The sequence below is a fragment of the Streptococcus oralis genome (genome assembly GCF_001579025.1).
GTDB lineage: Bacteria > Bacillota > Bacilli > Lactobacillales > Streptococcaceae > Streptococcus > Streptococcus oralis_X.
Genome location: NZ_KQ970235.1, coordinates 975,511 through 1,001,457, shown reverse-complemented (window position 1 = coordinate 1,001,457; position 25,947 = coordinate 975,511). Strand labels below are relative to the sequence as shown.

Here is a 25,947-nt window from a genome sequence, read left to right as displayed (position 1 = left end):
ACAATGAAGATCTATCCATTTGGGTAGGTCTTTTTGTGCATACAAAAAAGCCAAATCCGGTTGGATTTGACTTGTACCTGATAGGTTTATTTTGCTGCCCAGACACTGACTGAACCCGCCGCTACTGGAAATTCTCCATAACCATCAGCATTGATAGTGACTTGTGCTGGATGATTTTCAAGGAGATCAACAAAGGTTTGGTCAGCCCATTCTTGACCAACAAACATAGACTTGCTGTTTTCTTGGTCATTTGAGATAAGGACAGCGATTGGAGATTGATGTTCAGCACCTGAACGAACCCATCCGATACAGTTGGCATCGTCAAAGTAGTCTGTTTGCTTTCCATAGGCCTTGTCTTTTCGGATGGCTAGGAGACGATCAAGAACTTCTCTGAAATCTTGTTGAGCATACTGCCCTGAAATCCCATAGTAGTCGCCGTAAAAGACACATGGAAGACCATCTTGGCGTAATAGAATAAGGGCATAGGCTGCTGGCTTGAACCATTCTTCAACAGTCGATTCGAGGGCTTGTCCTCGTTGAGTATCATGGTTGTCGACAAAGGTTACAGCCTTATCGGGTTTTAGTTCAACCAAGCTATCTGTGAAAATGTTACGAAGGTCGTAACTTGCTCCAGCCTGACTGGCTTCAAAGAGGTTCTGGTGGAGGCGAACATCGACAAGGTCAAAACGTTCTTCCGTTTTTTCAAGATATTCCAGATTGGCTTCCTTGTCAGGATTCCAAAATTCACCAAAAACATAGAAATCCTCACCGTATTTTTCCTTCATATCACGGATAAAATTGCGCATGAAGAAAGAGTCAATGTGTTTAACGGCATCCAAGCGGAAACCAGCTACACCAGTCGTTTCCATGAACCAGTCAGCCCAGTCATAGATATTTTGGATGACTTCAGGATGTTTAAAATCTAGGTCGGCATACATGAGGTAGTCGTAGTTACCGTTTTCGTTATCGACCAATTCCTCATTTGCCCAACCTTTATTGTCCCCCTGGATCAGGTAAATACCAGACTTACGGCGCTTGGCATCGTAGTCTGTACCTGTGAAGTGGTACCAGTGCCAGTGGAAGTCATTGTAGGTATCTTGGCGACCATCGAAAGTAAAGTGAGTCCAGCCATTGATAGTAAAGGGCTCGCTTAGTTGAACGGTACGATCCTCAGGGTCTACTTCAATAACCTGAAAGGCTTCCATATGATCGGCAGCAGCCTTGTGATTGAGCACCACATCGGCCATAGGTTGAATTCCCTGTGCTTTTAGGGCTTGAATGGCTTGAAGATAGTCTTCTTTAAAACCATACTTGGTGCGGACAGTACCTTTTTGGTGAAACTCGCCTAAGTCGAATAAGTCATAGACCCCATAGCCGACATCTTTTTCGTTGGTTGCCTTGAAGGCAGGTGGCATCCAGACATGGCTGATGCCAAGGTTTACTAGGTGCTCTGAGTCATTTGTCAGTCGAGCCCAGTGTTGGCCGTCGTGTGGCAGATACCATTCAAAGTATTGCATAAGTGTCTGATTTTGCATTGTTTTTCCTCTTGCTTATCAATGTTGTGTTTTATTCTACCATAAAGTTTAGAACTAGGCAAACGTTTGCGCAAGATTCTATACTCATTTCTGAAATTGTCTATTTTTATCGATTAAAATCTCTCTTTCCATCACAAGGGAGAGGATGTTTTGGTGAAAAAGTAAATGGAATAAACTTATTTTAACAAAAATGACACTCAGTAAACTAAAGTACAACTGGTTAAACGGTTTCTTTTTTGAGAATTGTCACAAAATTTGCTATAATAGTAACTATGAATAGAATTAGGGTCAGCAGACGTGTTGAAAAAAAGCTAGCTAAGGGTCTAGTTCTTTTGGAAGCAAGTGATTTAACAGATATTGATCTGACGGATCAGGCAGTAGAAGTTCTTAGTCAAGACGGGAAGTTTTTAGGGAGTGCCTATCTTTCTCAGCAGAACAAGGGCATTGGCTGGTTGGTCAGCAAGGAAAAGGTTGGTTTCAACCAATCCTTCTTTGAAACTCTGTTTCGTAAGGCTAAGGAAGCTAGAAAGCCTTATTATCAAGATGACTTGACTACTGCCTTTCGCCTTTTTAACCAAGAGGGGGATGGTTTTGGTGGTCTGACTGTTGATCTCTATGGAGATTATGCTGTCTTTTCTTGGTACAACTCCTTTGTTTACCAGATTCGTAAGCTGATCGTAAAGGCTTTTAAGGAAGTTTTTCCTGAGGTCTTGGGGGCTTATGAAAAGATTCGTTTTAAAGGTCAAAACTACGAGTCTGCCTATGTTTATGGTGAGGAAGCGCCAGATTACTTTACTGTTCTTGAGAATGGCGTGCTCTATCAAGTCTTTATGAATGATGGCTTGATGACCGGGATTTTCCTAGACCAGCATGAGGTTCGTGGGAGTCTGGTTGACGGTCTAGCCATGGGCAAATCCTTGCTCAATATGTTTTCCTATACGGCGGCCTTTTCAGTTGCTGCAGCTATGGGAGGTGCCAGTGAGACGACTTCAGTTGACTTGGCCAAACGGTCTAGAGAGCTGTCAGAAGCTCATTTTCAGGCAAATGGACTCAGCACGGACAATCATCGTTTTATCGTCATGGATGTCTTTGAGTACTTCAAGTATGCCAAGAGAAAAGGCTTGACCTATGATGTGATTGTTCTTGATCCGCCAAGCTTTGCCCGCAATAAAAAACAAACATTCTCTGTAGCTAAGGACTATCACAAGTTGATTTCCCAGAGTCTAGAGATTTTAAATCCGGGAGGCATTATCATTGCCAGTACCAATGCTGCCAATGTTTCCCGCCAGAAATTTACAGAACAGATTGATAAAGGTTTTGCAGGAAAAAGGTATCAGATCTTGAACCAATATGGTCTTCCAGCAGACTTTGCCTATAATAAAAAAGATGAAAGCAGTAATTACCTCAAGGTGATTAGTATGAAGGTTAGTAGATGAAATTAATCGCTTCAGTAATGCCAAGAAGTTTGGAAGAAGCGCAAGAACTGGATGCCACTAGGTATGAAGATGCCGATATCATTGAGTGGCGTGCGGACTTTCTTACAAAGGACGCTATTTTACAGGTAGCACCCGCTATCTTTGAGAAATTTGCAGGACGCGAACTTGTCTTTACCCTTCGGACCCGCGCTGAGGGAGGAGAAATCGAACTTTCCTCAGAGGAGTATGTTCAAATCATCAAGGAAGTTACTCAGCTCTATCAGCCGGATTATGTAGATTTTGAGTATTTCAGCTACAAAGACGTTTTTGAGGAAATGTTGGATTTTCCAAATCTCGTATTGAGCTATCATAATTTCCAGGAGACACCTGAAAATATGATGGAGATTTTGTCTGAGTTAACCAGTCTCTCTCCGAAAGTGGTCAAGGTATCAGTTATGGCCCACACGGAGCAGGATGTTTTAGATCTGATGAACTACACACGAGGATTTAAGACACTCAATCCTGAGCAAGAGTACGTGACCATTTCCATGGGGAAAATGGGCAAGGTATCTCGTATCACTTCAGATGTGACGGGTTCAAGTTGGTCATTTGCTAGTCTGGATGAAGCGAGTGCCCCAGGTCAGATTTCGCTATCAAACATGAAGAAAATCAGGGAGATTTTGGATGAAGCTTGATGGCTATACACGTTTAGCTGCAGTTGTTGCCAATCCCATCAAACACTCTATTTCACCCTTCATCCACAATAGGGCCTTTGAGGCGACAGATACCAATGGTGCCTATGTAGCTTGGGAGATTGAAGCGGGTGATTTGGCAGAAACAGTTGCTAATATTCGACGTTACCAGATGTTTGGCATCAACCTGTCTATGCCTTACAAGGAGCAAGTGATTCCTTATCTGGATGAGTTGAGTGATGAGGCTCGTTTGATTGGGGCGGTCAACACAGTTGTTAATCAAGACGGAACGTTAATTGGATATAATACAGATGGCAAGGGATTCTTTAAGAGCTTGCCTTCTTTTACAATCTCGGATAAGAAAATGACCATTCTGGGAGCAGGTGGTGCAGCCAAGTCCATTTTGGCTCAGGCTATTTTGGATGGCGCTAGTCAGATTTCAGTCTTTGTTCGTTCAGTTTCCATGGAAAAAACAAGACCTTACCTAGACAAGTTGCAGGACCAAACAGGATTTAAAGTGGACTTGTATGCTTTAGAAGATATTTCTGAACTGCAATCAAGGATTGCTGAGTCGGACCTGCTCGTCAATGCGACCAGTGTAGGGATGGATGGCAAATCATCCCCAGTTCCTGAAAGCATAGTCTTACCAAAGGCTTTCTTGGTCGCAGATATCATTTACCAACCCTTTGAGACGCCGTTTTTGAAATGGGCTAAAAGTCAGGGCAATCCAGCCGTCAATGGCCTGGGGATGTTGCTCTATCAAGCTGCTGAAGCTTTTCAACTGTGGACAGGTAAAGAAATGCCGACAGATGAGATTTGGCAGTCCTTAACAGAAAAATATAAATAGTGAAAAGGAGACCCTACTATGAAAATCAGAATCGATATTCCGCATCATCCTTATGATATTCAAATTGAAAAAGGTTGTCTGGCTCAGGCTGGTCAATGGTTGCGAGAACTCTGGCAACCACAAAAAGTGGTTATCGTGACTGATAACCATGTAGCCTCTCTCTATGCAGAGAGGGTCAAACTCAGTCTAGAAGATGCTGGTTTTCAGGTAGCTGTTTTTGACTTTTTAGAAGGCGAAGAACGAAAAAATTTAACCACTGTTCAGAAGGTCTATGAGTTTCTAGTTAAGCAAGGTTTGACTCGTAGCGATGGAATCGTGGCTCTAGGTGGTGGTGTCGTTGGGGACCTGGCTGGTTTCGCAGCCTCTACCTATATGCGGGGCATTCACTTTGTTCAGATTCCGACTAGTTTGACAGCCCAGGTGGATTCTTCTATCGGTGGAAAGACAGGTGTCAATACTCCTTTTGCTAAAAATATGGTGGGTACCTTTGCTCAACCAGATGGGGTTCTGATTGACCCGCTTGTCCTAGAAACGCTTGGAAAAAGAGAGCTGATTGAGGGGATGGGCGAGGTTATCAAGTACGGCTTGATTGAGGATCCAGAACTGTGGGCTCTCTTGATGGAGCTAGATGGTTCTGTAGAGAGCATTTTGGAACATGCAGAGACTTTGATTGAACATTCTTGTCAGGTTAAGCGCAAGATGGTGGTCGAAGATGAGTTGGATAACGGTGTTCGTCTTTACCTCAATTTTGGGCACACTATTGGTCATGCTATTGAAGCAACTGCCGGTTATGGCAAGGTCATGCATGGAGAAGCTGTGGCTATGGGCATGGTTCAGATTTCCAAGGTTGCTGAGGGAAAAGGCCTCATGCCAGAAGGAATAACCCAGTCCATTACAGAGATGTGCCAGAAATTTGGCTTGCCTGTTGATTATGAAAACTGGGATGTTGACAAACTTTATCAAGCTTTGACTCATGATAAAAAAGCGCGTGGAAACACCTTGAAATTGGTCTTAGTTCCAGAGCTTGGTTCAGCGACCATTCACCCAGTTTCTCTGGAAGAGATGAAAGACTACTTGGTAAAATAAGGAGAACGTATGAGATATTTAACTGCAGGAGAATCACACGGCCCCCGTTTGACGGCTATTATTGAAGGAATTCCAGCTGGACTTCCTTTGACAGCAGAGGATATTAATGGAGACCTTAAACGCCGTCAGGGTGGCTACGGTCGTGGTGGCCGTATGAAGATTGAGAGTGACCAGGTTGTCTTTACTTCGGGCGTTCGTCACGGGAAGACGACAGGGGCACCTATTACCATGGATGTCATCAATAAGGACCACCAAAAATGGCTGGATATCATGTCTGCTGAGGACATTGAAGACCGCCTTAAAAGCAAGAGAAAAATTACCCATCCTCGCCCAGGTCATGCCGATTTAGTTGGGGGCATTAAGTACCGTTTTGATGATTTGCGAAATTCCTTGGAGAGGTCATCTGCCCGTGAAACCACCATGCGAGTGGCTGTTGGGGCAGTAGCCAAACGACTTTTGGCTGAGCTAAATATGGAGATTGCCAACCATGTCGTGGTCTTTGGTGGCAAGGAAATCGATGTACCTGAAAATCTGACAGTGGCTGAGATTAAGGAACGAGCTGCCCAGTCTGAAGTTTCTATTGTCAACCAAGAGCGGGAACAGGAAATCAAGGACTATATTGACCAAATCAAACGTGACGGTGATACCATCGGTGGGGTTGTAGAGACAGTCGTCGGAGGCGTTCCAGTTGGCCTTGGCTCCTATGTCCAATGGGACAGAAAATTGGATGCGCGATTGGCCCAAGCAGTTGTTTCTATCAATGCCTTTAAAGGGGTGGAATTTGGTCTTGGATTTGAAGCTGGTTACCGCAAAGGCAGCCAAGTTATGGATGAAATTCTCTGGTCTAAAGAAGACGGCTATACTCGTCGTACCAATAATCTAGGTGGTTTTGAAGGTGGTATGACCAATGGGCAACCAATTGTTGTTCGTGGAGTTATGAAACCCATTCCCACTCTTTACAAACCACTTATGAGTGTGGATATCGAAACCCACGAACCTTACAAGGCAACCGTGGAGAGAAGTGATCCGACCGCTCTGCCAGCAGCTGGGGTAGTCATGGAAGCTGTTGTAGCAACGGTTCTGGCGCAAGAAATCCTTGAAAAATTTTCATCGGACAACCTAGAGGAATTAAAAGAAGCGGTAACCAAACACCGTGAGTATACAAAGAACTATTAAGGAGTTCCTATGGCAAAAACCATCTATATCGCAGGTCTCGGTTTGATTGGTGCCTCGATGGCGCTTGGTATCAAACGCGATCATCCTGATTATGAAATTCTAGGTTATAATCGCAGTCAGGCTTCTAGAGATATTGCCTTGGAGCGGGGGATGATTGACCGTGCGACGGATGATTTTGCCAGTTTTGCTCCTCTGGCAGATGTCATCATCTTGACCTTGCCAATCAAGCAGACCATTGCTTTTATTCAGGAGTTGGCAGGTTTGAACTTGAAAGAAGGCGTCATTATCTCGGATGCGGGCTCAACCAAGGCTGCCATTGTGGAAGTGGCGGAGGAATATTTAGCTGGCAAGCCTGTTCGCTTTGTCGGGGCCCATCCCATGGCTGGTAGCCACAAGACAGGGGCTGCCTCTGCGGATGTCAATCTCTTTGAAAATGCCTATTATATATTCACTCCTTCGAGCCTGACAAGTCCTGACACACTTGAGGAAATGAAAGATCTGCTTTCAGGTCTTCATGCTCGTTTTATCGAGATTGATGCCAAGGAGCATGATCGGGTGACTTCTCAGATTAGTCATTTTCCTCATATTCTGGCTTCCAGCCTCATGGAGCAGACAGCAGTTTATGCTCAAGAACATGAGATGGCAAGGCGCTTTGCAGCGGGTGGTTTTCGAGATATGACTCGCATTGCAGAGAGTGAACCAGGTATGTGGACTTCCATTCTCTTGTCCAATCGTGAGACTATTCTAGATCGAATTGCGGATTTCAAGGAGCGCCTAGATGAGGTTGGTCAGGCTATTAGCAAGGGGGAAGAAGAGCAGATTTGGAACTTTTTCAACCAAGCACGTGCGCAACGGCAGGCTATGGAAATCCATAAGCGTGGTGGTGTGGATAGCTCTTACGACCTCTATGTCGACGTTCCCGATGAAGAAGATGTCATCTTGCGGATTTTGGAATTGCTACGTGGAACTTCCTTGGTTAATATCCACATCAACGAAGAAAACCGTGAGGATGTTCACGGGATTCTACAAATTTCATTTAAGAATGCTCAAGACTTAGAACGAGCTGAGCGCTTAATTACAGAAAATACAGACTATACAGTCGTCATCAAATAAGGAGAAAATCATGTCAAATATTTACGATAGTGCAAATGAACTCAGTCGCGGGTTACGCGAATTACCAGAATACAAGGCGGTCAAGGCAGCAAAAGATGCCATCCAAGCAGATGAACAAGCCAGCAAGATTTTTGCAGACTACCTCGCTTTCCAGCAAGAAATCCAAGTCATGGCGCAAACGGGACAAATGCCAGACGCCTCTTTCCAAGAAAAGATGCAGTCCTTCAGCAAGCAAATCCAAGAGAACGCTCTTTTGTCAGATTTCTTTGCCAAACAGCAACAATTGTCCATTTACCTTTCAGACATTGAAAAAATTGTCTTTGAACCTGTTTCAGAATTATTGAAATAGTATTTTATCTGTATAAAAGCCAGAAATTTCAGGAATTTCTGGCTTTTTTGTGATAAAATAAGAAAAGTATTGCAAGTATGAGGTCAACTATGAAACTAAAAACAAACATTCGCCACTTACATGGCAGTATCCGAGTTCCAGGTGATAAGTCCATCAGCCATCGTTCGATTATTTTTGGAAGTTTGGCTGATGGCGAGACTAAGGTTTATGATATTCTGCGTGGAGAGGATGTGCTCTCAACCATGAAGGTTTTTCGTGACCTTGGTGTTGAAATTGAGGACAAAGATGGGGTTATTACCATTCAAGGTGTTGGAATGGATGGCTTAAAAGCTCCGCAAAACGCCTTGGATATGGGGAATTCTGGAACCTCGATTCGCCTGATTTCAGGTGTACTTGCTGGAGCTGATTTTGAAGTAGAGATGTTCGGAGACGACAGTCTATCCAAACGTCCTATGGACCGTGTGACCCTTCCCTTGAAAAAAATGGGAGTCAGCATTTCTGGTAAAACAGAGCGAGACTTGCCTCCTCTGCACTTGAAAGGCACTAAAAACCTAACACCAATTCACTATAAGTTGCCAATCGCCTCTGCCCAAGTCAAGTCAGCTTTGATGTTTGCAGCCTTGCAGGCTCAAGGGGAGTCTGTCATTATTGAAAAAGAGTGTACTCGTAACCACACAGAAGATATGCTACAACAATTTGGTGGTCAATTAAGTGTTGACGGAAAGAAAATCACAGTCCAAGGGCCGCAAAAACTGACCGGACAAAAGGTAGTTGTCCCAGGAGATATTTCCAGTGCAGCCTTTTGGCTAGTCGCTGGTTTAATTGTTCCAGATTCTCGTGTGGAACTTAAGAACGTTGGTATCAATGAAACACGCACAGGGATTCTTGATGTCATTCGTGCCATGGGTGGAAAACTAGAAATAACTGAAATCGATCCAGTCGCTAAATCCGCAACTCTGACGGTTGAAACTTCAAATCTGAAAGGGACAGAAATTAGTGGAGCCTTGATTCCACGATTGATTGATGAGTTGCCCATTATTGCCCTTCTAGCGACGCAAGCCCAAGGTGTAACAGTTATTAAGGATGCAGAGGAACTTAAAGTCAAAGAAACAAACCGCATTCAAGTTGTGGCTGACGCCTTAAATAGCATGGGGGCGGATATCACTCCGACAGCAGACGGGATGATTATCAAAGGGAAATCATCCCTTCATGGTGCTAGAGTCAATACCTTTGGTGACCACCGTATCGGAATGATGACGGCCATCGCAGCCCTCTTGGTTGCTGATGGAGATGTGGAACTTGACCGTGCAGAAGCCATCAATACTAGCTATCCTAGCTTCTTTGATGATTTGGAGAATCTGATTCATGGCTAAGGTATTACTCGGATTTATGGGGGCTGGAAAATCCACAATTGCAAGAGGCTTGGATCCAGACTACCTAGATATGGATGCCTTGATCGAGGAGTGCTTAGGTATGTCCATTGCAAATTTTTTCGCTGAAAAAGGAGAAGCGGCCTTTCGTCAGGTGGAGTCTGAAGTTTTAGCGGACTTACTAAAAACGGACCGAGTTGTGTCAACTGGTGGAGGAGTAGTCGTTTCTCAGAGAAATCGTGACTTGCTCAAACAAAATCCTGATAACATTTATCTAAAAGCAGATTTTGAACCCCTTTACCAACGTATCGCAGCTGATAAGGACAATCAACGGCCACTTTTTCTCAACAACAGTAAGGAAGAGTTGCGAGAGATTTTCCAAGAAAGACAAGCTTGGTATGAGGAAGTAGCCAGTCGTGTTCTAGATGTGACCAAGCTAAGCCCAGAGGAAATTATAGAGGAACTGAGATGAAAATTGCCTATCTAGGTCCCAAGGGATCTTTTTCGCATCATGTTGTGCAGACAGCCTTTCCCACAGAGGAATTGCAGGCTTTTTCCAATATCACAGATGTTATCAAGGCCTATGAGCAAGGTTTGGTGGACTATTCTGTTGTACCAGTTGAAAACTCCATTGAAGGTAGTGTCCATGAAAGCTTGGATTACCTTTTTCACCAGGCTCGCATCCAAGCAGTTGCAGAAATTGTTCAACCCATTCACCAGCAGCTGATGGTGGTTCCAGGTCAGTCAAAAATTGAGAAGATTTTTTCCCATCCTCAGGCTCTGGCTCAAGGAAAGAAATTCATCGACAAACACTATCCAGAGGCTAAAATTGAGATAACAGCCAGTACCGCCTATGCAGCTCGCTTTATTTCGGAACATCCAGATCAGCCTTATGCAGCCATTGCTCCTAGAAGTTCAGCTGAAGAATATGGCTTGGAATTGATTGCCGAGGATATTCAGGAGATGGAAGCCAATTTCACACGTTTTTTGGGTATTAGGGGCAGAGATACCGAAGATTCCTTTGAACTCACAAGCTGAAAAAATGAGTTTGGCCTTGACCTTACCAGACAACCTACCTGGTGCTCTTTACAAGGCACTTTCGACCTTTGCTTGGAGAGGGATTGACTTAACAAAGATTGAAAGTCGCCCCCTTAAAACAGCCTTGGGAGAATACTTTTTCATTATCGATGTAGACTATAGTGACAAGGAACTGGTTCATTTTGCCAGACAAGAACTAGAGGCCATTGGGATCCAGCACAAGATTCTGGGAACCTACCCGATTTTTACCATAACTGATATAGAAAAGGAGTGTCAATGAGCAAAGAAAATCCTTTAAGTCATCACGAGCAGTTACGTTATGACTATCTCTTCAAAAATATCCATTACCTCAACGACCGTGAACGGAGGGAGTTTGATTATCTGCAACAGAAAATGGCAGGTCCCAATTCTGAAGTTCACCATTTCCACCAAGAAGAAAAAGAAGAATCTTGGGGTAGAGATATTGATCTTCCGACTTATGGCAGTAGAAGTCGGTCTAAGAAACGTGAAAAGGTAGCTCCTCAACCTAAAGTCAAAAAGAAAAAGAGAAGAATTGGCTTCAAACGAATATTGACTTGGTTCTTGCTGTTGATTACATGTGTGGCTGCAGGGATGATTTTCATGTTTCTTCGAGGGTTCCAGTCAGCAGCCAATCCAACAAATAAGCCAGCTGACGCCAAGGCAGCTCAAGTAGAGGTCTTTAATGGTCAGGATACCAAAGATGGTGTGAATATTTTAGTCATGGGGACAGATGGCCGTATCGGTCAAAATAGTGCGGAGACCCGTACCGACACAATCATGGTACTAAATGTCAGTGGATCGGATAAGAAGATCAAGCTAGTCAGCTTTATGCGTGACAACTTAGTTTATATCGATGGGTACAGTAAGATTGTAAATGGCCAGAAACAGACGGATAACAAACTCAATGTTGCTTATGAACTTGGGGAACAAGAAGGGCAAAAAGGTGCTGAAATGGTCCGCAAGGTTCTAAAAGACAACTTTGATTTGGATATTAAGTACTATGCCCTGGTCGACTTCCAGGCTTTTGCAACAGCCATTGATACCCTCTTCCCTGACGGAGTAACGATTGATGCTCAATTCTCAACATTGAATGGTCAACCTTTGACAGAAGCCACAGTTGGAGATGACCTTCATGCAACAGAGACAGAGTCCCCAACTCAAACTATCAAAGTTGGAAAACAGCAGATGAATGGGTCCACCTTGCTGAACTATGCTCGCTTCCGTGATGATGATGAGGGAGACTATGGCCGAACCAAACGTCAGCAACAAGTCATGTCAGCCGTTCTTGAGCAGATTAAAGATCCAACCAAACTCTTCACAGGTTCTGAGGCACTTGGAAAAGTCTTTGGCATGACATCAACAAATCTACCATATAGCTTCTTGTTGACCAATGGCTTATCTGTCCTAGAAGGTGCTCAAAATGGCATTGAAAGACTCACCGTCCCAGAACTTGGTGACTGGGTAGACGCTTATGATATCTATGGTGGACAAGGACTTCTAGTTGATCAAAATAAATACCAAACCAAACTCGCCCAAATGGGAATGAGATAGAATACTATAAAAAAATCAAAGTTTGAATCATTAGTGAAAAAGTGGTTTAGGCTTTGATTTTTCTTAGTATCTGATGGATTTTTAGGGCTTTTTTATGGTATAATAAAACGATATAACTCGTTATTGGACAGAAGAGGAGAGACATGAGTGATTTGAAAGCAATTCAGGCTCGTAGTCTGGAAATGGCTGAATATTTCGTCGCATTTTGTAAAGAACATGATTTGTTGTGCTATCTCTGTGGTGGAGGAGCCATTGGTGCCCTACGTAACAAAGGCTTCATTCCTTGGGATGATGACCTAGACTTTTTCATGCCACGTAAGGACTATGAAAAATTAGCAGAACTATGGCCTCGTTATGCAGACGAGCGTTATTTCTTGTCAAAGAGTAACAAATATTTTGTAGACCGTAACCTTTTTATTACCATTCGTGACAAGGAAACCACTTGTATCAAGCCTTATCAAAAGGATTTGGATTTACCACACGGTTTGGCCTTGGATGTGTTGCCTTTGGATTATTATCCTAAAAATCCAGCTGAGCGTAAGAAACAGGTTCGTTGGGCCTTGATTTATTCACTCTTTTGCGCGCAAACTATCCCAGAAAAGCATGGTGTCATCATGAAATGGGGAAGTCGCATTTTACTGGGTTTAACTCCTAAATCGCTACGTTATCGCATTTGGAAAAAAGCTGAAAAAGAAATGACCAAGTATGGTCTGGCTGAGAGCGATGGAATTACGGAATTATGCTCAGGTCCCGGCTACATGCGAAACAAATACCCAATCGCATCTTTTGAAGACAATCTATTCTTGCCATTTGAAGGAACTGAGATGCCCATCCCAGTTGGCTACGATGCCTATCTCAGCACTGCTTTTGGGGACTATATGACACCGCCACCAGCAGACAAGCAAGTACCGCATCATGATGCTATTATAGCAGACATGGACAAGAGCTACACAGAGTACAATGGAGAATATGGAGCATGATGGGAGAAAAAATAAGCGTTATCGTTCCAGTCTACAATGTAGAAGCCTATCTGGAAAAGTGTGTAGAATCCATTTTAAAACAAACCTATACCAACTTGGAAATTCTTCTTGTCAATGATGGTTCGACGGATAATAGTGGAGAACTGTGTGATCAATTAGCTCAAAGAGATCAACGGATTCGTGTCATTCACAAGGAAAACGGTGGCTTGTCTGATGCTCGAAATAGAGGGATTGAAGAGGCAAGTTCTGATTTGATCGGTTTTATCGATAGTGATGATTACATTGACGAAGATATGTATGAGACTCTTTACCGTCAAATGCTAGAATCCAATGCTGATCTTTCTATGTGTGGACATTATGATGTCTATGACCAAATTCCGGAAAAGCAAGTTGCAGTGATTCAGACCTGGGAATTAACTCCCCAAGAAGCCATTAAAATGGTCATGGAAGCTAAAATTCTCTCGGTCACAGCTGTCAACAAACTTTATAAAAAAGAACTCTTTGAACAGCTACGATTTGAAATTGGAAAAATAGCAGAGGATGCCTTCATCATGATTGCCTTGATTCATCAATGTCGCAAGGTTGTTGCAACAAATGAGAAGAAATACTACTATGTTCACCGAGAAAATAGTATCACGACTCAAAAATTCTCCTTGAAATTCTTAAACGTTATTGAAGCTTATGAACAAAACGCAAATATTATCAGAGAGAATTATCCAGATCTAACAGATGTTGCAACCATGCGTTTAAATTGGGCTTACTTCTATGTATTGGATAGGCTCTTGGTTGATGCAGATTTCAAGGATAAGGTTTTAGAAGACCGTTTGATTGCCTATCTAAAGAAAAATACAAAGAATATTCTTTCGGATAGTCGTTTTACAAGAGCAAGAAAAGTGAGTTTCTTAGCTTTGTGCCTGAGTCGAAAATTGTATACGAAAATCTTGCTTACACAAACTAAGCGTTAGGAGAAAAAATGATTTCATTTATTGAAAAAAACTATTTTAAAATCAATTTACTATTTTTATCAGTTATATCTTTTTACTGTATGGCAGGCTTGATTGTCCCACTTCAGCCAATCTCGGCCAATAAATTTGTCACTCTTGGGATAACCCTCATGGGTGTTTTATTGGGACTTTATAATTTCTTTATCAAAAAAGTCTATCTGACTGTCAGAAAAATTGAGTATTTGATTCTCTTTTTTCTAATGAATATCCTGACAGCTGCCTTAGTTGTCAAGTATGGATTTTCAACAAACATAAAGAATTTAGTTGTCTTTTTCATCTATTTCTTTGCAATCTATCCAGCCTTTCAGTCTTTCTCAGTGAAAAAAGCACGTGCCCTCTTTGATGCCTTCTTCTCAGTTATCACTGTTGCAAATACTATAGGTGTACTTGTATCAATTTGGCAATTCTTCATGCTGCAGGGTTACCGCGTATTTGATTACAAGGGGTTATTGATCCGCCAAGGATTTGTAGAGTCTCGTCTATTTGGGATTCTAGCCAGTCCCAACTATCTCTCTATTATTTCTTTGATGGTGATTATTTATTTGTGGATGCGCTTGTCACTTTACAATACTGTCCTTAAAACCCTGGCTATTTCATCGATTCTGCTTAATTTTGCTTACATTGTACTGTCTGGTTCCAGAACAACCTACATCTGTTTGCTAGTAGTTGCCCTCTTATATGCTTTGATGACGGCTAACTGGACTAAAAAAATCAAGTCACTTCTTACTGTTCTAGTGACTGTAGGTCTGGTATTTGTCTGTTATAATGGTATCAAATATAGTAGCGATATATATTTGAAAGCTCACTCAGCTCAAATCCAAAAGAACCAAGAAAATGGACAAAATGGAGACAACAATCTTTCTCTTGAGAGAACAGACACAAGTGAAGAGAATATCTCCAATAACCGTTTTGCCATTTGGCAGTCAACAGCTTCCTTTATCCCTAGACGCCCTCTATTTGGATATTCAGGTGGAAACTGGTATGAGTTAGGTAAAGAATATGATGCTTCAGCCTACATCATCAAAAGACATTACCTTACTCACAACGGCTACCTTGAGTTACTATTCTATGATGGTATCACAGGTTTTATCCCTATGGCCATCTTTATGCTTTCCTTCATTGTTTCAAGTCTCAAGAAATATAAAAAAGACCTTCAAGAAGGTCGCCACAATCATGAATTGATTACCATTCTCTTGATCACTGTAGTTATTCTCATCTCTAATTTGTTCTTGAGTTCAACCTTCTATGGAATTTCTCTTTTGGGTTTTATCTTGTTTGTGATTTCAGGTTACTATTTCTCTGTTCTCTATAAAAAAAGAGACGGCTATAGAAAATTAGATGAAGCGGAGATTAAAGAAGTTGAACTAGGTGTCATGGATTATATCCACAATCTCTGTCAAAAAGAGGATATCAACTATTCACTGGCTTATGGAACCTTGCTGGGAGCAGTGAGACACAAGGGTTACATTCCTTGGGATGACGATATTGATATCTCTTTGAAACGCGATGAATACGATAAATTGTATCAAGCTATTTTGCAAGATAATGACCCTGTCTACAAAGTGGTTTCCTGGGAAAATGACGCTCGTTACCCTTACCCATTTTATCGAGTCTATGATGCGCGAACTGTCTATGATAATAACTATATCGACAATGATATTGATTTAGGAATTTGTGTGGACGTTTTCCCATTTGACTATTATGCTGATGTTAACAAGGACATGGTAAAACTGGATACTTACCGTCGTTTATCAGTCTATACCCTTTATGGCATTCATAATAAGAATGCGAAACTCAAGAATATCATCAGATATCTACTTGTCCTTGTATTCCGTCTGACTAGTGTCAAAACTTGGAACCGTAAGATGAACATCCTATCTATGCGAGAAAAAGATGGAGACTTCATTGATTACCTCATGGAGAACAAAAGAGTTTCTACGAAATTTGACAAGTCCTTCTTGGATACGACGATTGATAGTCCATTTGAAGATAGAGTTTACAAAATTCCTGAGGCCTATCAGCCGATCCTTTCTGCCATCTACGGAGATGACTTTATGGAAATTCCTCCTCTAGAAAAACGAGTGAAACATGATGACTTCCTCGCTTATATAAAGGAGGGATAGAACGTGTTACAATGGTTAAAAAGAAGTTTAGCCAGTCTCTTAGGAGATAAGAAAGACCTGGTTAAAAACCTACCAATTATCAAAAATTTAAATCAAAAAGCCAATATCGACTTAGATTCAAAGAGAAGCAATTTGCTCAAAGAAAACTTTGAAGATATTCTAAAGGCCATCTACCAATCTAATCTGAAATCCTATGATATCTGGTTAGATTTTGGAACTTTACTTGGCTTCTACAGAGAAAATGATCTGATTCCGCATGATTTAGATATGGACTTTGGGATTATTATCCCAGACTACGAAGCCTTTTTAAAGGATGAGAAAGTTCTTTTTGAGAAAGGCTTTGTCAGAACAAAAGAGTTCTATTACAATGATAAACTTGTAGAATTATCCTATAGTTACAAGGGCCTCAATGTTGATTTTATTGTCTATGATAAAAAAGAGGGGAGCATTTCCTCAGACACTATTTTCTACATGACAAACGCCTTGGGAAATCCTACAAGATATGAAGTCTACCACTATGAATTGCCGTTCGCAGCACTTACTGAATGTAGTTTTAAAGAGATTCTAGTAAAAGTTCCAGAAAATACAAGAGAATACATCAGTCACTTGTATGGGGAGGATTTTGAAATCCCTAATACTCATTACAACTGGAAAGAAAATCCAATTTACAAACAAAGAGATGCTAAATTGGCTAAAGTACTTTTGAAAAAGTAAACTTCGAAATACAAGAAAAGAGGGGATGGTGAAGTTCTTCCTTGTTAACTCTAGTCCCTATTCTAGTGTAACAAACGGGCTTCTCCTTCCCTCTTTTTGTCTTATAGTGACGGAAAGGAGCTAGAAAAGTTGCTAACAGGATGAATCTCCCATCCTAGTTTCCGCTATCAAAGAAAGAAGTGGTTTATATGAAAAAGAAACAGATAAAAGAAACCCTTGTATTTATTTCCCTAGTCTTGTTGTTCGTCTCTGGACTCTTGATACCCGCAGTTCAGGCAGATGCTTCAAGCAATCGAATCCATTTTATCAATACCAAAGGGGTATCAGGAAGTGATGCCATTATTCTAGAAAGTAATGGTCACTATGCCCTGATTGATATGGGTGAAGACTATGATTTTCCAAATGGGGAAGACCCTCGCTATCCCAGTCGTGTAGGAATTAGTAGACAGAACGATTATGTATTAGAAGATCGTCTCTTCCGTCACATGAAACACCTTGGGATACAAAAGTTAGATTTTATTCTAGGAACCCATGTCCATAGTGACCATATTGGATCTGCGGATGAAGTTCTTAAACGTTATCCTGTAGACAGATTTTATCTAAAGAGATACTCAGATGAGCGCATCACATCAAAATGGCGATTGTGGGACAATCTTTTTAATTATGACAATGCTGTCAAGACAGCTCTAGAGCGTGGCGTAACTCTTGTGCAAGACATTACTGAGAAGGACAGTCACTTCACTTTAGGTGACATGGATATTCAGCTTTATAACTATAAAAACGAATATGACAGTGATGGCAAACTCAAGAGAGTTTATGATGATAATTCCAATTCGATTGTGGCTGTAGTAACTGTAGCGGGTAAAAAGATTTATCTGGGTGGTGACTTGGATAATGCTGAGGGGGCAGAGGATAAGTTAGGTCCTGAAATTGGTAAAGTCGATATGATGAAATGGAACCATCATTATGATGCCCACATTTCAAATACGATTCCTTTCTTAGACTCCCTATCTCCAAGTATGGTGGTACACACATCCGCAGCAGAAGCCAATCTTGCTACAACTAGAGACTATCTTAAGAAACATGGTATTGAGGTAGTTCATGCTTCTAGCCAGACCAAGGATGCAACAGTCTTTACAATTAGCAGAAATGGTTTTACAAACGTGTCCGATTCTCTACCTAATATTCCTACTGTTAGTGAAAGATGGTATAAAGAAGATGGTTACTGGAAGTATCGCTTGTCTGATGATCAGATGGCAATCGGTTGGCGAAAAATAAATGGTATTTACTATTTCTTTAATGGCCAAGGACAAATGCAGGCAGGTAGATGGCTTCATTTGAACGACTCTCGTGAAAAAACAGATGGTAACTGGTATTATTTGAACAACAATGGACAAATGCAAGATACTGGATGGTTTAAGCAAGATGGTAGTTGGTATTATATCACATCAAGTGGAGCAAGAAGTTACAGTCAGTTAGTTGAAATTGATGGTCAGAAATATCTATTTGACAAAGAAGGTAAGATGCTGACAGGTCTTCAGGTTTATAATGGTAAGAAGATGGTCTTTGCTAGTACTGGTGCCCTGCAGTCGGAAGGAAAAGCATCGTCTTGGCAAAAAATTGCTTCAAATTGGTACTATTATGATGAGGATGGTATTCTAACTGTTGGTAAAAAAGACATCAAGGGTACAACTTATTACTTTGACAAAGAAGGTATCATGCAAACTGGCTGGGCCTTTGTTGATGGTCACTGGAACTATTTTGCAAGTTCTGGAGCTATGAAAACCGGCTGGGTCAAGGATCAGGAAACATGGTATTATCTGGATAAAGATGGCATCATGTTAACTGGTAGACAAGATATAAATGGTGTTCGTTACTATTTGAATGCTAGTGGTGCCATGCAGACTGGCTGGAAGTGGCAAGACAATAGCTGGTACTTCTATACGAACTCAGGTGCTATGAAAACTGGTTGGTTGAAAGATAAAGAATCATGGTACTATTTGGATCCAGAAACAGGTATCATGGCTGTAGGATCTAAAGAGATTGACGGTAAGAACTATTTCTTCAGCTCTGCAGGTACTATGCAAGTTGGATGGCAGTGGTCAAATGATTCTTGGCATTATTACGCTACGTCTGGCGCACTCCAAACTGGTTGGTTGAAAGATGGTGATGTCTGGTATTATCTTGAAGGTAAAGAAGGCATTATGTTAATCGGCCTCCATCAAGTAGATGGTAAGCAATATTACTTTAGCAAATCTGGAGCCATGCAAGCTGGCTGGAAATGGTTTGATAATCATTACCGTTACTTTGAATCAAATGGAGCTATGAAAACTGGTTGGATAAAAGACAAAGGTGTCTGGTATTATCTAAATCCTGAAGATGGCATCATGTTGGTTGGCCTTCATAAAGTAAATGGTGATCATTATTACTTTGATGAATCAGGAGTTATGCAAACTGGTTGGAAACAGCTTGATGGTAATTGGTACTATTTCCAAGCTGATGGTTCTTTGTTGAAGAACGCAACAACACCTGATGGTTACAAAGTAAACGAAGAAGGTATATGGAAACAGGCTGTTGCTGCTGTAAATAGCGATGCAGTCAAGCCAGAAAAGAAACAAGAAGTTAATTCCTCTACTGTCGAACAACCTAAACAAGATTTAAATCTAGAAGCCAACGCTTCTGAAAAGAAAGAAAACGAATAAAGAGGAATCCCCTACTGGCAAATAATTTATCAGTAGGGGATTTTTTTAATTTCGTTTTATTTTAGCAAGTACAAGGTTCAGTGCATAGTGGAGTGTTTTGTCTTTGGTGATAAAGAGGGTCAAGAGGTAATAGATACCACAAGTTGCTACGGTAGACAGAACCATGAGAATCATATTGAAGTTGACCGTATAAGAGTTGATTTGGAAAAGAAATTTAAACGCAAAATAGATCGGGATGAATCCAAGGGATACAATAGTGTAACGTGTCAGAGTAGCAAAGATTTCTTTCAAATCAATCAGTTGGTGTTTCTGGATAAAGCGTATTTCCAGGAGAACGACGATAGTCTCTGCAAGAATAGTTGTAGCGATATAGTACTCAGGTGCGAAAATATTATTGAAATACAAGAGGCAGTTGAAGAGAATATTGGCTCCGCCACCAAGGAAGTAGAAGGCAGTTAAGCGATTTTCGTGGTCATTGATAAAGATAATTTGTTTACCAAGAATCAATTCGATAGCCCAGATGATGGTACGAAATGCAAAGACACTAGTCACGATTCCAGCTTCTAGGTATTTTTCAGAAGAGTAGATAACTGCCGCGTAGTTCCCTAATACCATAATCCCAATACTGGTTGGAACGATGAGGAAGTAAAAGAGGGCAGCCCCTTGATTCAGAAGACTCTTATAAGAGGTGTAGTCTTTCTTGCCGAGATAGTAGCCGAGACGTGGGATACTTACATTGAGAGCCCCACTTAAGACACTGGCTATTAGCATGACAATGCTGGAAGCAATGGTGTAGTAAGAAATGTAGTTTTCATCAGGTCCCTTGGTGATAAACATTCTATCAAGCAAGGTATAGAGCATGTTGGCGTTCGCTAGGAGAAGCATAGTCAAGAGTGGTTTAGATGCTTTGATTAATTCCACAAGACCAATTTTGACAAAGGAAACTTCTCTTTTGATCCAAAGAAAACTGAGCAGGTAGTTGAGGATAGTGGTTGCACTCATGACGATGGCATAAGGAACGATATCATCTGCAGTTTTAACAAAGGTAAAGATAGCAACCAGCATGGCAATCCGAATAATCAATGTTTTGTAGAGGATGAAGGCATAGTTTTCATAAGCCTCGTTCATCCATTCGATATTGAGAAATTGGAAAAGTGCTTGGGCCCCTAGGATGTAGTAGAGGACTTTCAGATTCTCAATGCTGGTGTCAAAGAAGATAATGAGGAAGTAGATACCTGTCGTCAGGAGAGAGGTGAAAACCGAGATATAAAACAACTTAGAAAAGACGTAGTTGATTTTATTCTTGTCATCCTTGACCTTACTAATAGCTCGAATCCCGTAGTTGTATATTCCAAAGGCAGCTAGTGGAATAACGAAACTTGCCCAGGTATTGGCTGTATTGAAATAACCGTAGTTGGATTTGCTGAGAATCCGCGTCAGATAAGGGTTGGTTATCAGTGGAAAAACGATATTGAGAATATTGACCAGCAAGCTGGCCAAGGCATTTACTTTTATATTTTTCATTGAACTTTCTTTCTTAAATCTAAAATCATATCTAGTATTATATCACATTCTGGCTTCATTCTTTTGATAAAATCGTAAAAATCTAGTATAATAGATAGACTGAAAGTATGAGGTTACTAGATATGAAGATGAAACAAATTAGTGATACAACACTGAAAATCACGATGACTTTAGATGATTTGATGGATAGAGGAATGGAGATTGCAGACTTTCTCGTTCCTCAGGAAAAAACCGAAGAGTTTTTCTATGCTATTTTAGATGAGTTAGAGATGCCAGACAATTTCTTGGATAGTGGCATGCTGAGTTTCCGCGTGACGCCAAAACCTGATAAGGTCGACGTCTTTGTGACCAAGTCCAAGATTGACCAAAATTTAGATTTTGAAGATTTGGCGGATCTACCAGACATGGAAGAATTAGCCCAAATGTCGCCTGATGAATTTCTCAAAACCTTGGAAAAGAGTATTGCAGATAAAACCAAGGACGATATTGAGGCCATCCAATCTCTAGAGCAGGTCGAAGCAAAGGAAGAAAAGCAAGAGCAGGCATACAAGGAGACTGAGAGTAAGAAAGAACCTTATATCTACTATATCCTGCGCTTTGCAAGCCTTGCTGACTTAGTTGCTTTTGCAAAGACGGTTAACTACCAGATGGAAACCTCTGAACTCTATAAGATGAATGGACACTACTATTTGACAATCTTAGTCGATGTGGAAAATCATCCAAGTCCATATCCGGCTTGGCTCTTGGCTCGTATGCGTGAATTTGCAGATGATAGTGACATCAGTCGTTCAGTTTTGCAAGAGTATGGGCAAATCTTGATTAATCACGATGCAGTTCTTAATCTGCAAAAAATCGGATAATCATTTCTGGAAATCTTTTTCTAGATTTTAAGGAGAACGAATCGTCTGATTCGTTTTTTCTTTACCAGACTGAAATAGTGATTTACTATAATAGGAATTTTCACAAAATTCTGTTATAATGGCTATATCAGAAAATTTCTAGGAGACAAACATGATAGTTAAAATTGCTTTACTTGGATTTGGTACCGTTGCAAGTGGTGTGCCATTCCTCCTAAAGGAAAATGGAGAAAAAATCGTTCAGTCAGCTCATTCGGAGATTGAAGTAGCCAAGGTATTGGTCAAAGATGAAGATGAAAAGAACCGCTTGCTTGCAGCAGGAAATGACTTTAACTTTGTAACCAATGTAGACGATATTTTATCAGACAAGGACATTACTATCGTAGTGGAATTGATGGGGCGTATCGAACCAGCTAAGACCTTTATCACTCGTGCCTTAGAAGCTGGGAAACACGTTGTTACTGCTAACAAGGACCTTTTGGCTGTTCATGGTGCAGAATTGTTAGAAATCGCTAAAGAGCATAATGTAGCACTTTACTATGAAGCAGCAGTAGCTGGTGGGATTCCAATTCTTCGTACTCTAGCAAATTCATTGGCTTCTGACAAAATTACGCGCGTGCTTGGTGTGGTTAACGGAACTTCTAACTTCATGATGACCAAGATGGTGGAAGAAGGCTGGTCTTATGATGATGCTTTGGCTGAAGCACAAAGATTAGGTTTTGCAGAAAGCGATCCTACAAATGACGTGGATGGGATTGATGCAGCCTACAAGATGGTGATTTTGAGCCAGTTTGCTTTTGGTATGAAGGTTGCCTTTGACGATGTAGCCCACAAGGGAATCCGTAACATCACACCAGAAGACGTAGCTGTAGCCCAAGACTTGGGCTATGTAGTGAAATTGGTTGGTTCTATCGAGGAAACTCCTTCAGGTATTGCTGCAGAAGTGACTCCAACCTTCCTACCTAAAGCACATCCACTTGCTAGTGTGAATGGCGTGATGAATGCTGTTTTTGTAGAATCTATCGGTATCGGTGAGTCTATGTATTACGGACCAGGTGCGGGTCAAAAACCAACTGCAACAAGTGTTGTAGCGGACATTGTCCGTATCGTTCGCCGCTTGAATGATGGTACCATTGGTAAAGACTTCAACGAATACAGCCGTGAATTGGTCTTGGCTAATCCAGAAGATGTCAAAGCTAATTACTACTTCTCAATCTTGGCTCCAGACTCAAAAGGTCAGGTCTTGAAATTGGCTGAGATTTTCAACGCTCAAGATATTTCCTTCAAGCAAATCCTCCAAGATGGCAAAGAGGGTGACAAGGCGCGTGTAGTGATTATCACTCATAAGATTAATAAAGCACAACTTGAGAATGTTTCAGCTGAGTTGGCCAAAGCTTCAGAATTTGACCTCTTGAATACCTTCAAGGTGTTAGGAGAATAGGATGAAGATTATTGTACCTGCAACCAGTGCCAATATCGGGCCAGGTTTTGATTCGGTTGGTGTAGCTGTAACCAAGTATCTTCAAATTGAGGTCTGTGAAGAACGAGATGAGTGGTTGATTGAACACCAGATTGGCAAATGGATTCCACATGACGAGCGTAATCTCTTGCTCAAGATTGCCTTGCAAATTGCGCCTGACTTGCAACCGAGACGTTTGAAAATGACCAGCGATGTTCCCTTGGCGCGTGGTTTGGGTTCTTCTAGCTCGGTTATCGTTGCTGGAATTGAACTGGCTAACCAATTGGGCAATCTCAACTTATCAAACCACGACAAATTGCAGTTGGCTACCAAGATTGAAGGACATCCTGACAATGTAGCTCCAGCAATTTACGGCAATCTCGTTATTGCAAGTTCTGTTGAAGGAAATGTTTCAGCGATTGTGGCTGCCTTCCCAGAGTGTGATTTTCTAGCTTATATTCCCAACTATGAATTGCGCACTCGAGACAGCCGCGGTGTCCTTCCTAAGAAATTGTCCTACAAGGAAGCTGTTGCAGCAAGTTCTATCGCCAATGTGGCCGTTGCAGCCTTGTTAGCAGGAGACATGGTGACAGCTGGACAAGCAATCGAGGGAGACCTCTTCCACGAGCGCTATCGTCAAAGTCTGGTCCGTGAATTTGCGACGATTAAGCAAGTAGCCAAAGAGAATGGTGCCTATGCAACCTATCTCTCCGGTGCTGGACCGACAGTGATGGTCTTGGCTTCTCATGACAAGATGCCAGCGATTAAGGCAGAATTGCAAAAGCAACCTTTCAAAGGCAAACTGCATGATTTGAATGTTGATACCCAAGGTGTCCGTGTCGAAACAAAGTAAAGAAATAGAAGATAGGATGGGGAAACTCTTGATTAGAGGGCTTCCTATCCTTTTTTTGAAAAGAATTCGAGTTAAAAACTTGATAAAGGAGAAATAAAGATGGCAGAAATTTATCTAGCAGGTGGTTGTTTTTGGGGCCTAGAGGAGTATTTTTCACGAATTTCTGGAGTGCTAGCAACCAGTGTTGGCTACGCTAATGGTCAAGTTGAAACGACCAATTATCAACTAATCAAGGAAACAGACCATGCAGAGACGGTTCAAGTGATTTATGATGAGAAGACAGTATCACTCAGAGAGATTTTGCTTTATTATTTCCGAGTCATTGATCCCTTGTCTATTAACCAACAAGGGAATGACCGTGGTCGCCAATATCGAACGGGAATCTATTATCAGGATAAAGCAGACTTGCCAGCTATCTACACAGTGGTGCAGGAGCAGGAGCGTATGCTGGGTCGAAAGATTGCAGTAGAGGTGGAGAAACTTCGCCACTACATTTTAGCAGAAGACTATCATCAAGACTATCTCAAGAAAAATCCTTCAGGTTATTGTCATATCGATGTGACGGATGCTGAGAAGCCATTGATTGACGCCTCTAACTATGAAAAGCCTAGTCAAGAGGTGTTAAAGGAAAGCTTAACTGAAGAGTCTTATCGTGTTACGCAAGAAGCTGCTACAGAGGCTCCATTTAGTAATGCTTATGACCAAACTTTTGAAGAGGGAATTTATGTAGACATCACGACAGGGGAGCCACTCTTTTTTGCTAAGGATAAGTTTGCCTCAGGTTGTGGTTGGCCAAGTTTTAGTCGTCCGATTTCTAAGGAGTTGATTCACTATTACAAGGACCTGAGCCATGGAATGGAGCGAATCGAGGTTCGTTCTCGGTCAGGAAATGCTCACTTGGGTCATGTTTTCACAGATGGACCTCGTGAGTTAGGTGGCCTCCGTTACTGTATCAATTCGGCTTCCTTGCGTTTTGTAGCTAAGGATGAGATGGAAGAAGCAGGATATGGCTATTTATTGCCTTATTTAAACAAATAAAACAGAGAGGGTGGGCGCTTCCCACTTTCTTCATTTCCAGAATAAGAATAGAAGGAATCTATGAAACACTTACTATCTTACTTCAAACCCTATATCAAAGAATCCATTTTAGCCCCCTTGTTCAAGTTACTAGAAGCTGTTTTTGAGCTCTTGGTCCCCATGGTAATTGCTGGGATTGTTGACCAATCTTTACCTCAGGGAGATCAAGGTCATCTCTGGATGCAGATTGGCCTACTCCTTATCTTTGCAGTGATTGGCGTTTTAGTGGCCTTAGTAGCCCAGTTTTACTCAGCCAAGGCAGCTGTAGGTTTTGCCAAGGAATTGACAAACGCCCTCTATCGTCATATTCTTTCTTTACCTAAGGACAGCAGAGACCGTCTGACGACTTCTAGCTTGGTAACTCGCTTGACTTCGGATACCTACCAGATACAGACTGGTATCAATCAATTCCTGCGCCTCTTTTTGCGAGCGCCTATTATTGTTTTTGGGGCTATCTTTAT

22 protein-coding genes and 1 pseudogene are annotated in these 25,947 nt (G+C 41.6%); 21 read left to right on the top strand and 2 right to left on the bottom strand.

Annotated elements, in window-relative coordinates; genetic code table 11:
• Window positions 1-86: 86 nt before the first annotated feature.
• Window positions 87-1,535 (bottom strand): alpha-amylase, encoded by a 1,449-nt coding sequence (locus SORDD27_RS04845; protein WP_061427663.1) that lies wholly within the window; start codon window positions 1,533-1,535, stop codon window positions 87-89.
• Between the two features lie 272 nt (window positions 1,536-1,807).
• Here SORDD27_RS04845 and SORDD27_RS04840 point away from each other — a divergent pair, with 272 nt between their 5' ends.
• The 16 genes and pseudogenes from SORDD27_RS04840 to SORDD27_RS04765 all read left to right on the top strand — a co-directional run bounded on the left by SORDD27_RS04840 (window position 1,808) and on the right by SORDD27_RS04765 (window position 19,716).
• Window positions 1,808-2,971, top strand: a complete 1,164-nt coding sequence (locus tag SORDD27_RS04840) for a class I SAM-dependent rRNA methyltransferase (protein WP_061427661.1) — start codon at window positions 1,808-1,810, stop codon at window positions 2,969-2,971.
• Entirely contained in the window at window positions 2,968-3,645 is a 678-nt protein-coding gene (aroD, locus tag SORDD27_RS04835; protein WP_061427659.1) for a type I 3-dehydroquinate dehydratase, read from the top strand. Before SORDD27_RS04840 ends, aroD begins: the two co-directional genes overlap by 4 nt.
• Window positions 3,635-4,489 (top strand): shikimate dehydrogenase, encoded by an 855-nt coding sequence (locus tag SORDD27_RS04830; RefSeq protein WP_061427657.1) that lies wholly within the window; start codon window positions 3,635-3,637, stop codon window positions 4,487-4,489. The genes aroD and SORDD27_RS04830 overlap by 11 nt, the downstream gene beginning before the upstream one ends.
• 18 nt (window positions 4,490-4,507) lie before the next feature.
• The gene (aroB, locus tag SORDD27_RS04825; protein WP_061427655.1) at window positions 4,508-5,575 is read left to right on the top strand and encodes a 3-dehydroquinate synthase; all 1,068 of its coding nucleotides are present in this window, start codon (window positions 4,508-4,510) and stop codon (window positions 5,573-5,575) included.
• 9 nt (window positions 5,576-5,584) lie between these two features.
• Window positions 5,585-6,751: a chorismate synthase gene (gene aroC, locus SORDD27_RS04820; RefSeq protein ID WP_001269883.1), complete on the top strand. Its 1,167-nt coding sequence runs from the start codon at window positions 5,585-5,587 to the stop codon at window positions 6,749-6,751.
• Between the two features lie 9 nt (window positions 6,752-6,760).
• Complete coding sequence (locus SORDD27_RS04815; protein WP_061427654.1) at window positions 6,761-7,864, top strand: prephenate dehydrogenase; 1,104 nt, start codon at window positions 6,761-6,763, stop codon at window positions 7,862-7,864.
• A gap of 10 nt (window positions 7,865-7,874) precedes the next feature.
• Window positions 7,875-8,213, top strand: coding sequence for a YlbF/YmcA family competence regulator (locus tag SORDD27_RS04810; RefSeq protein WP_000065973.1), 339 nt, complete (start codon window positions 7,875-7,877; stop codon window positions 8,211-8,213).
• Window positions 8,214-8,302: 89 nt separating this feature from the next.
• Complete coding sequence (gene aroA, locus SORDD27_RS04805) at window positions 8,303-9,586, top strand: 3-phosphoshikimate 1-carboxyvinyltransferase (RefSeq protein WP_061427652.1); 1,284 nt, start codon at window positions 8,303-8,305, stop codon at window positions 9,584-9,586.
• The gene (locus SORDD27_RS04800; protein WP_061427647.1) at window positions 9,579-10,055 is read left to right on the top strand and encodes a shikimate kinase; all 477 of its coding nucleotides are present in this window, start codon (window positions 9,579-9,581) and stop codon (window positions 10,053-10,055) included. Before aroA ends, SORDD27_RS04800 begins: the two co-directional genes overlap by 8 nt.
• Window positions 10,052-10,901 (top strand): annotated as a pseudogene (gene pheA / locus SORDD27_RS04795) (prephenate dehydratase). Before SORDD27_RS04800 ends, pheA begins: the two are co-directional and overlap by 4 nt.
• On the top strand, window positions 10,898-12,193 hold the full coding sequence (locus SORDD27_RS04790; RefSeq protein WP_061427645.1) for an LCP family protein: 1,296 nt from the start codon (window positions 10,898-10,900) through the stop codon (window positions 12,191-12,193). Before pheA ends, SORDD27_RS04790 begins: the two are co-directional and overlap by 4 nt.
• A 143-nt stretch (window positions 12,194-12,336) precedes the next feature.
• Window positions 12,337-13,173 (top strand): LicD family protein, encoded by an 837-nt coding sequence (locus tag SORDD27_RS04785; protein WP_061427644.1) that lies wholly within the window; start codon window positions 12,337-12,339, stop codon window positions 13,171-13,173.
• Complete coding sequence (locus SORDD27_RS04780) at window positions 13,170-14,138, top strand: glycosyltransferase family 2 protein (RefSeq protein ID WP_196755623.1); 969 nt, start codon at window positions 13,170-13,172, stop codon at window positions 14,136-14,138. Before SORDD27_RS04785 ends, SORDD27_RS04780 begins: the two co-directional genes overlap by 4 nt.
• Window positions 14,139-14,146: 8 nt before the next feature.
• Window positions 14,147-16,300: a LicD family protein gene (locus SORDD27_RS04775; RefSeq protein ID WP_061427643.1), complete on the top strand. Its 2,154-nt coding sequence runs from the start codon at window positions 14,147-14,149 to the stop codon at window positions 16,298-16,300.
• 3 nt (window positions 16,301-16,303) lie between these two features.
• Window positions 16,304-17,014 (top strand): LicD family protein, encoded by a 711-nt coding sequence (locus SORDD27_RS04770; RefSeq protein WP_061427641.1) that lies wholly within the window; start codon window positions 16,304-16,306, stop codon window positions 17,012-17,014.
• 188 nt (window positions 17,015-17,202) lie between these two features.
• Window positions 17,203-19,716, top strand: coding sequence for an MBL fold metallo-hydrolase (locus tag SORDD27_RS04765; RefSeq protein ID WP_061427639.1), 2,514 nt, complete (start codon window positions 17,203-17,205; stop codon window positions 19,714-19,716).
• Window positions 19,717-19,761: 45 nt separating this feature from the next.
• Here the strand turns inward: SORDD27_RS04765 and SORDD27_RS04760 are convergent, their stop codons facing one another.
• Complete coding sequence (locus SORDD27_RS04760; protein WP_061427637.1) at window positions 19,762-21,240, bottom strand: oligosaccharide flippase family protein; 1,479 nt, start codon at window positions 21,238-21,240, stop codon at window positions 19,762-19,764.
• 122 nt (window positions 21,241-21,362) lie between these two features.
• On the opposite strand from SORDD27_RS04760, the gene mecA reads away from it, so the two are divergent.
• The 5 genes from mecA to SORDD27_RS09705 form a co-directional block, all read left to right on the top strand.
• Entirely contained in the window at window positions 21,363-22,100 is a 738-nt protein-coding gene (mecA, locus tag SORDD27_RS04755; RefSeq protein WP_061427635.1) for an adaptor protein MecA, read from the top strand.
• Window positions 22,101-22,251: 151 nt separating this feature from the next.
• On the top strand, window positions 22,252-23,538 hold the full coding sequence (locus tag SORDD27_RS04750) for a homoserine dehydrogenase (RefSeq protein ID WP_061427634.1): 1,287 nt from the start codon (window positions 22,252-22,254) through the stop codon (window positions 23,536-23,538).
• 1 nt (window position 23,539) lies between these two features.
• The gene (gene thrB / locus SORDD27_RS04745; RefSeq protein WP_061427632.1) at window positions 23,540-24,409 is read left to right on the top strand and encodes a homoserine kinase; all 870 of its coding nucleotides are present in this window, start codon (window positions 23,540-23,542) and stop codon (window positions 24,407-24,409) included.
• Between the two features lie 99 nt (window positions 24,410-24,508).
• Window positions 24,509-25,447: a peptide-methionine (R)-S-oxide reductase MsrB gene (gene msrB, locus SORDD27_RS04740; RefSeq protein ID WP_061427630.1), complete on the top strand. Its 939-nt coding sequence runs from the start codon at window positions 24,509-24,511 to the stop codon at window positions 25,445-25,447.
• Between the two features lie 60 nt (window positions 25,448-25,507).
• Window positions 25,508-25,947: ABC transporter transmembrane domain-containing protein (locus SORDD27_RS09705; protein WP_155718889.1), on the top strand; the 440-nt coding region annotated here is incomplete at its 3' end.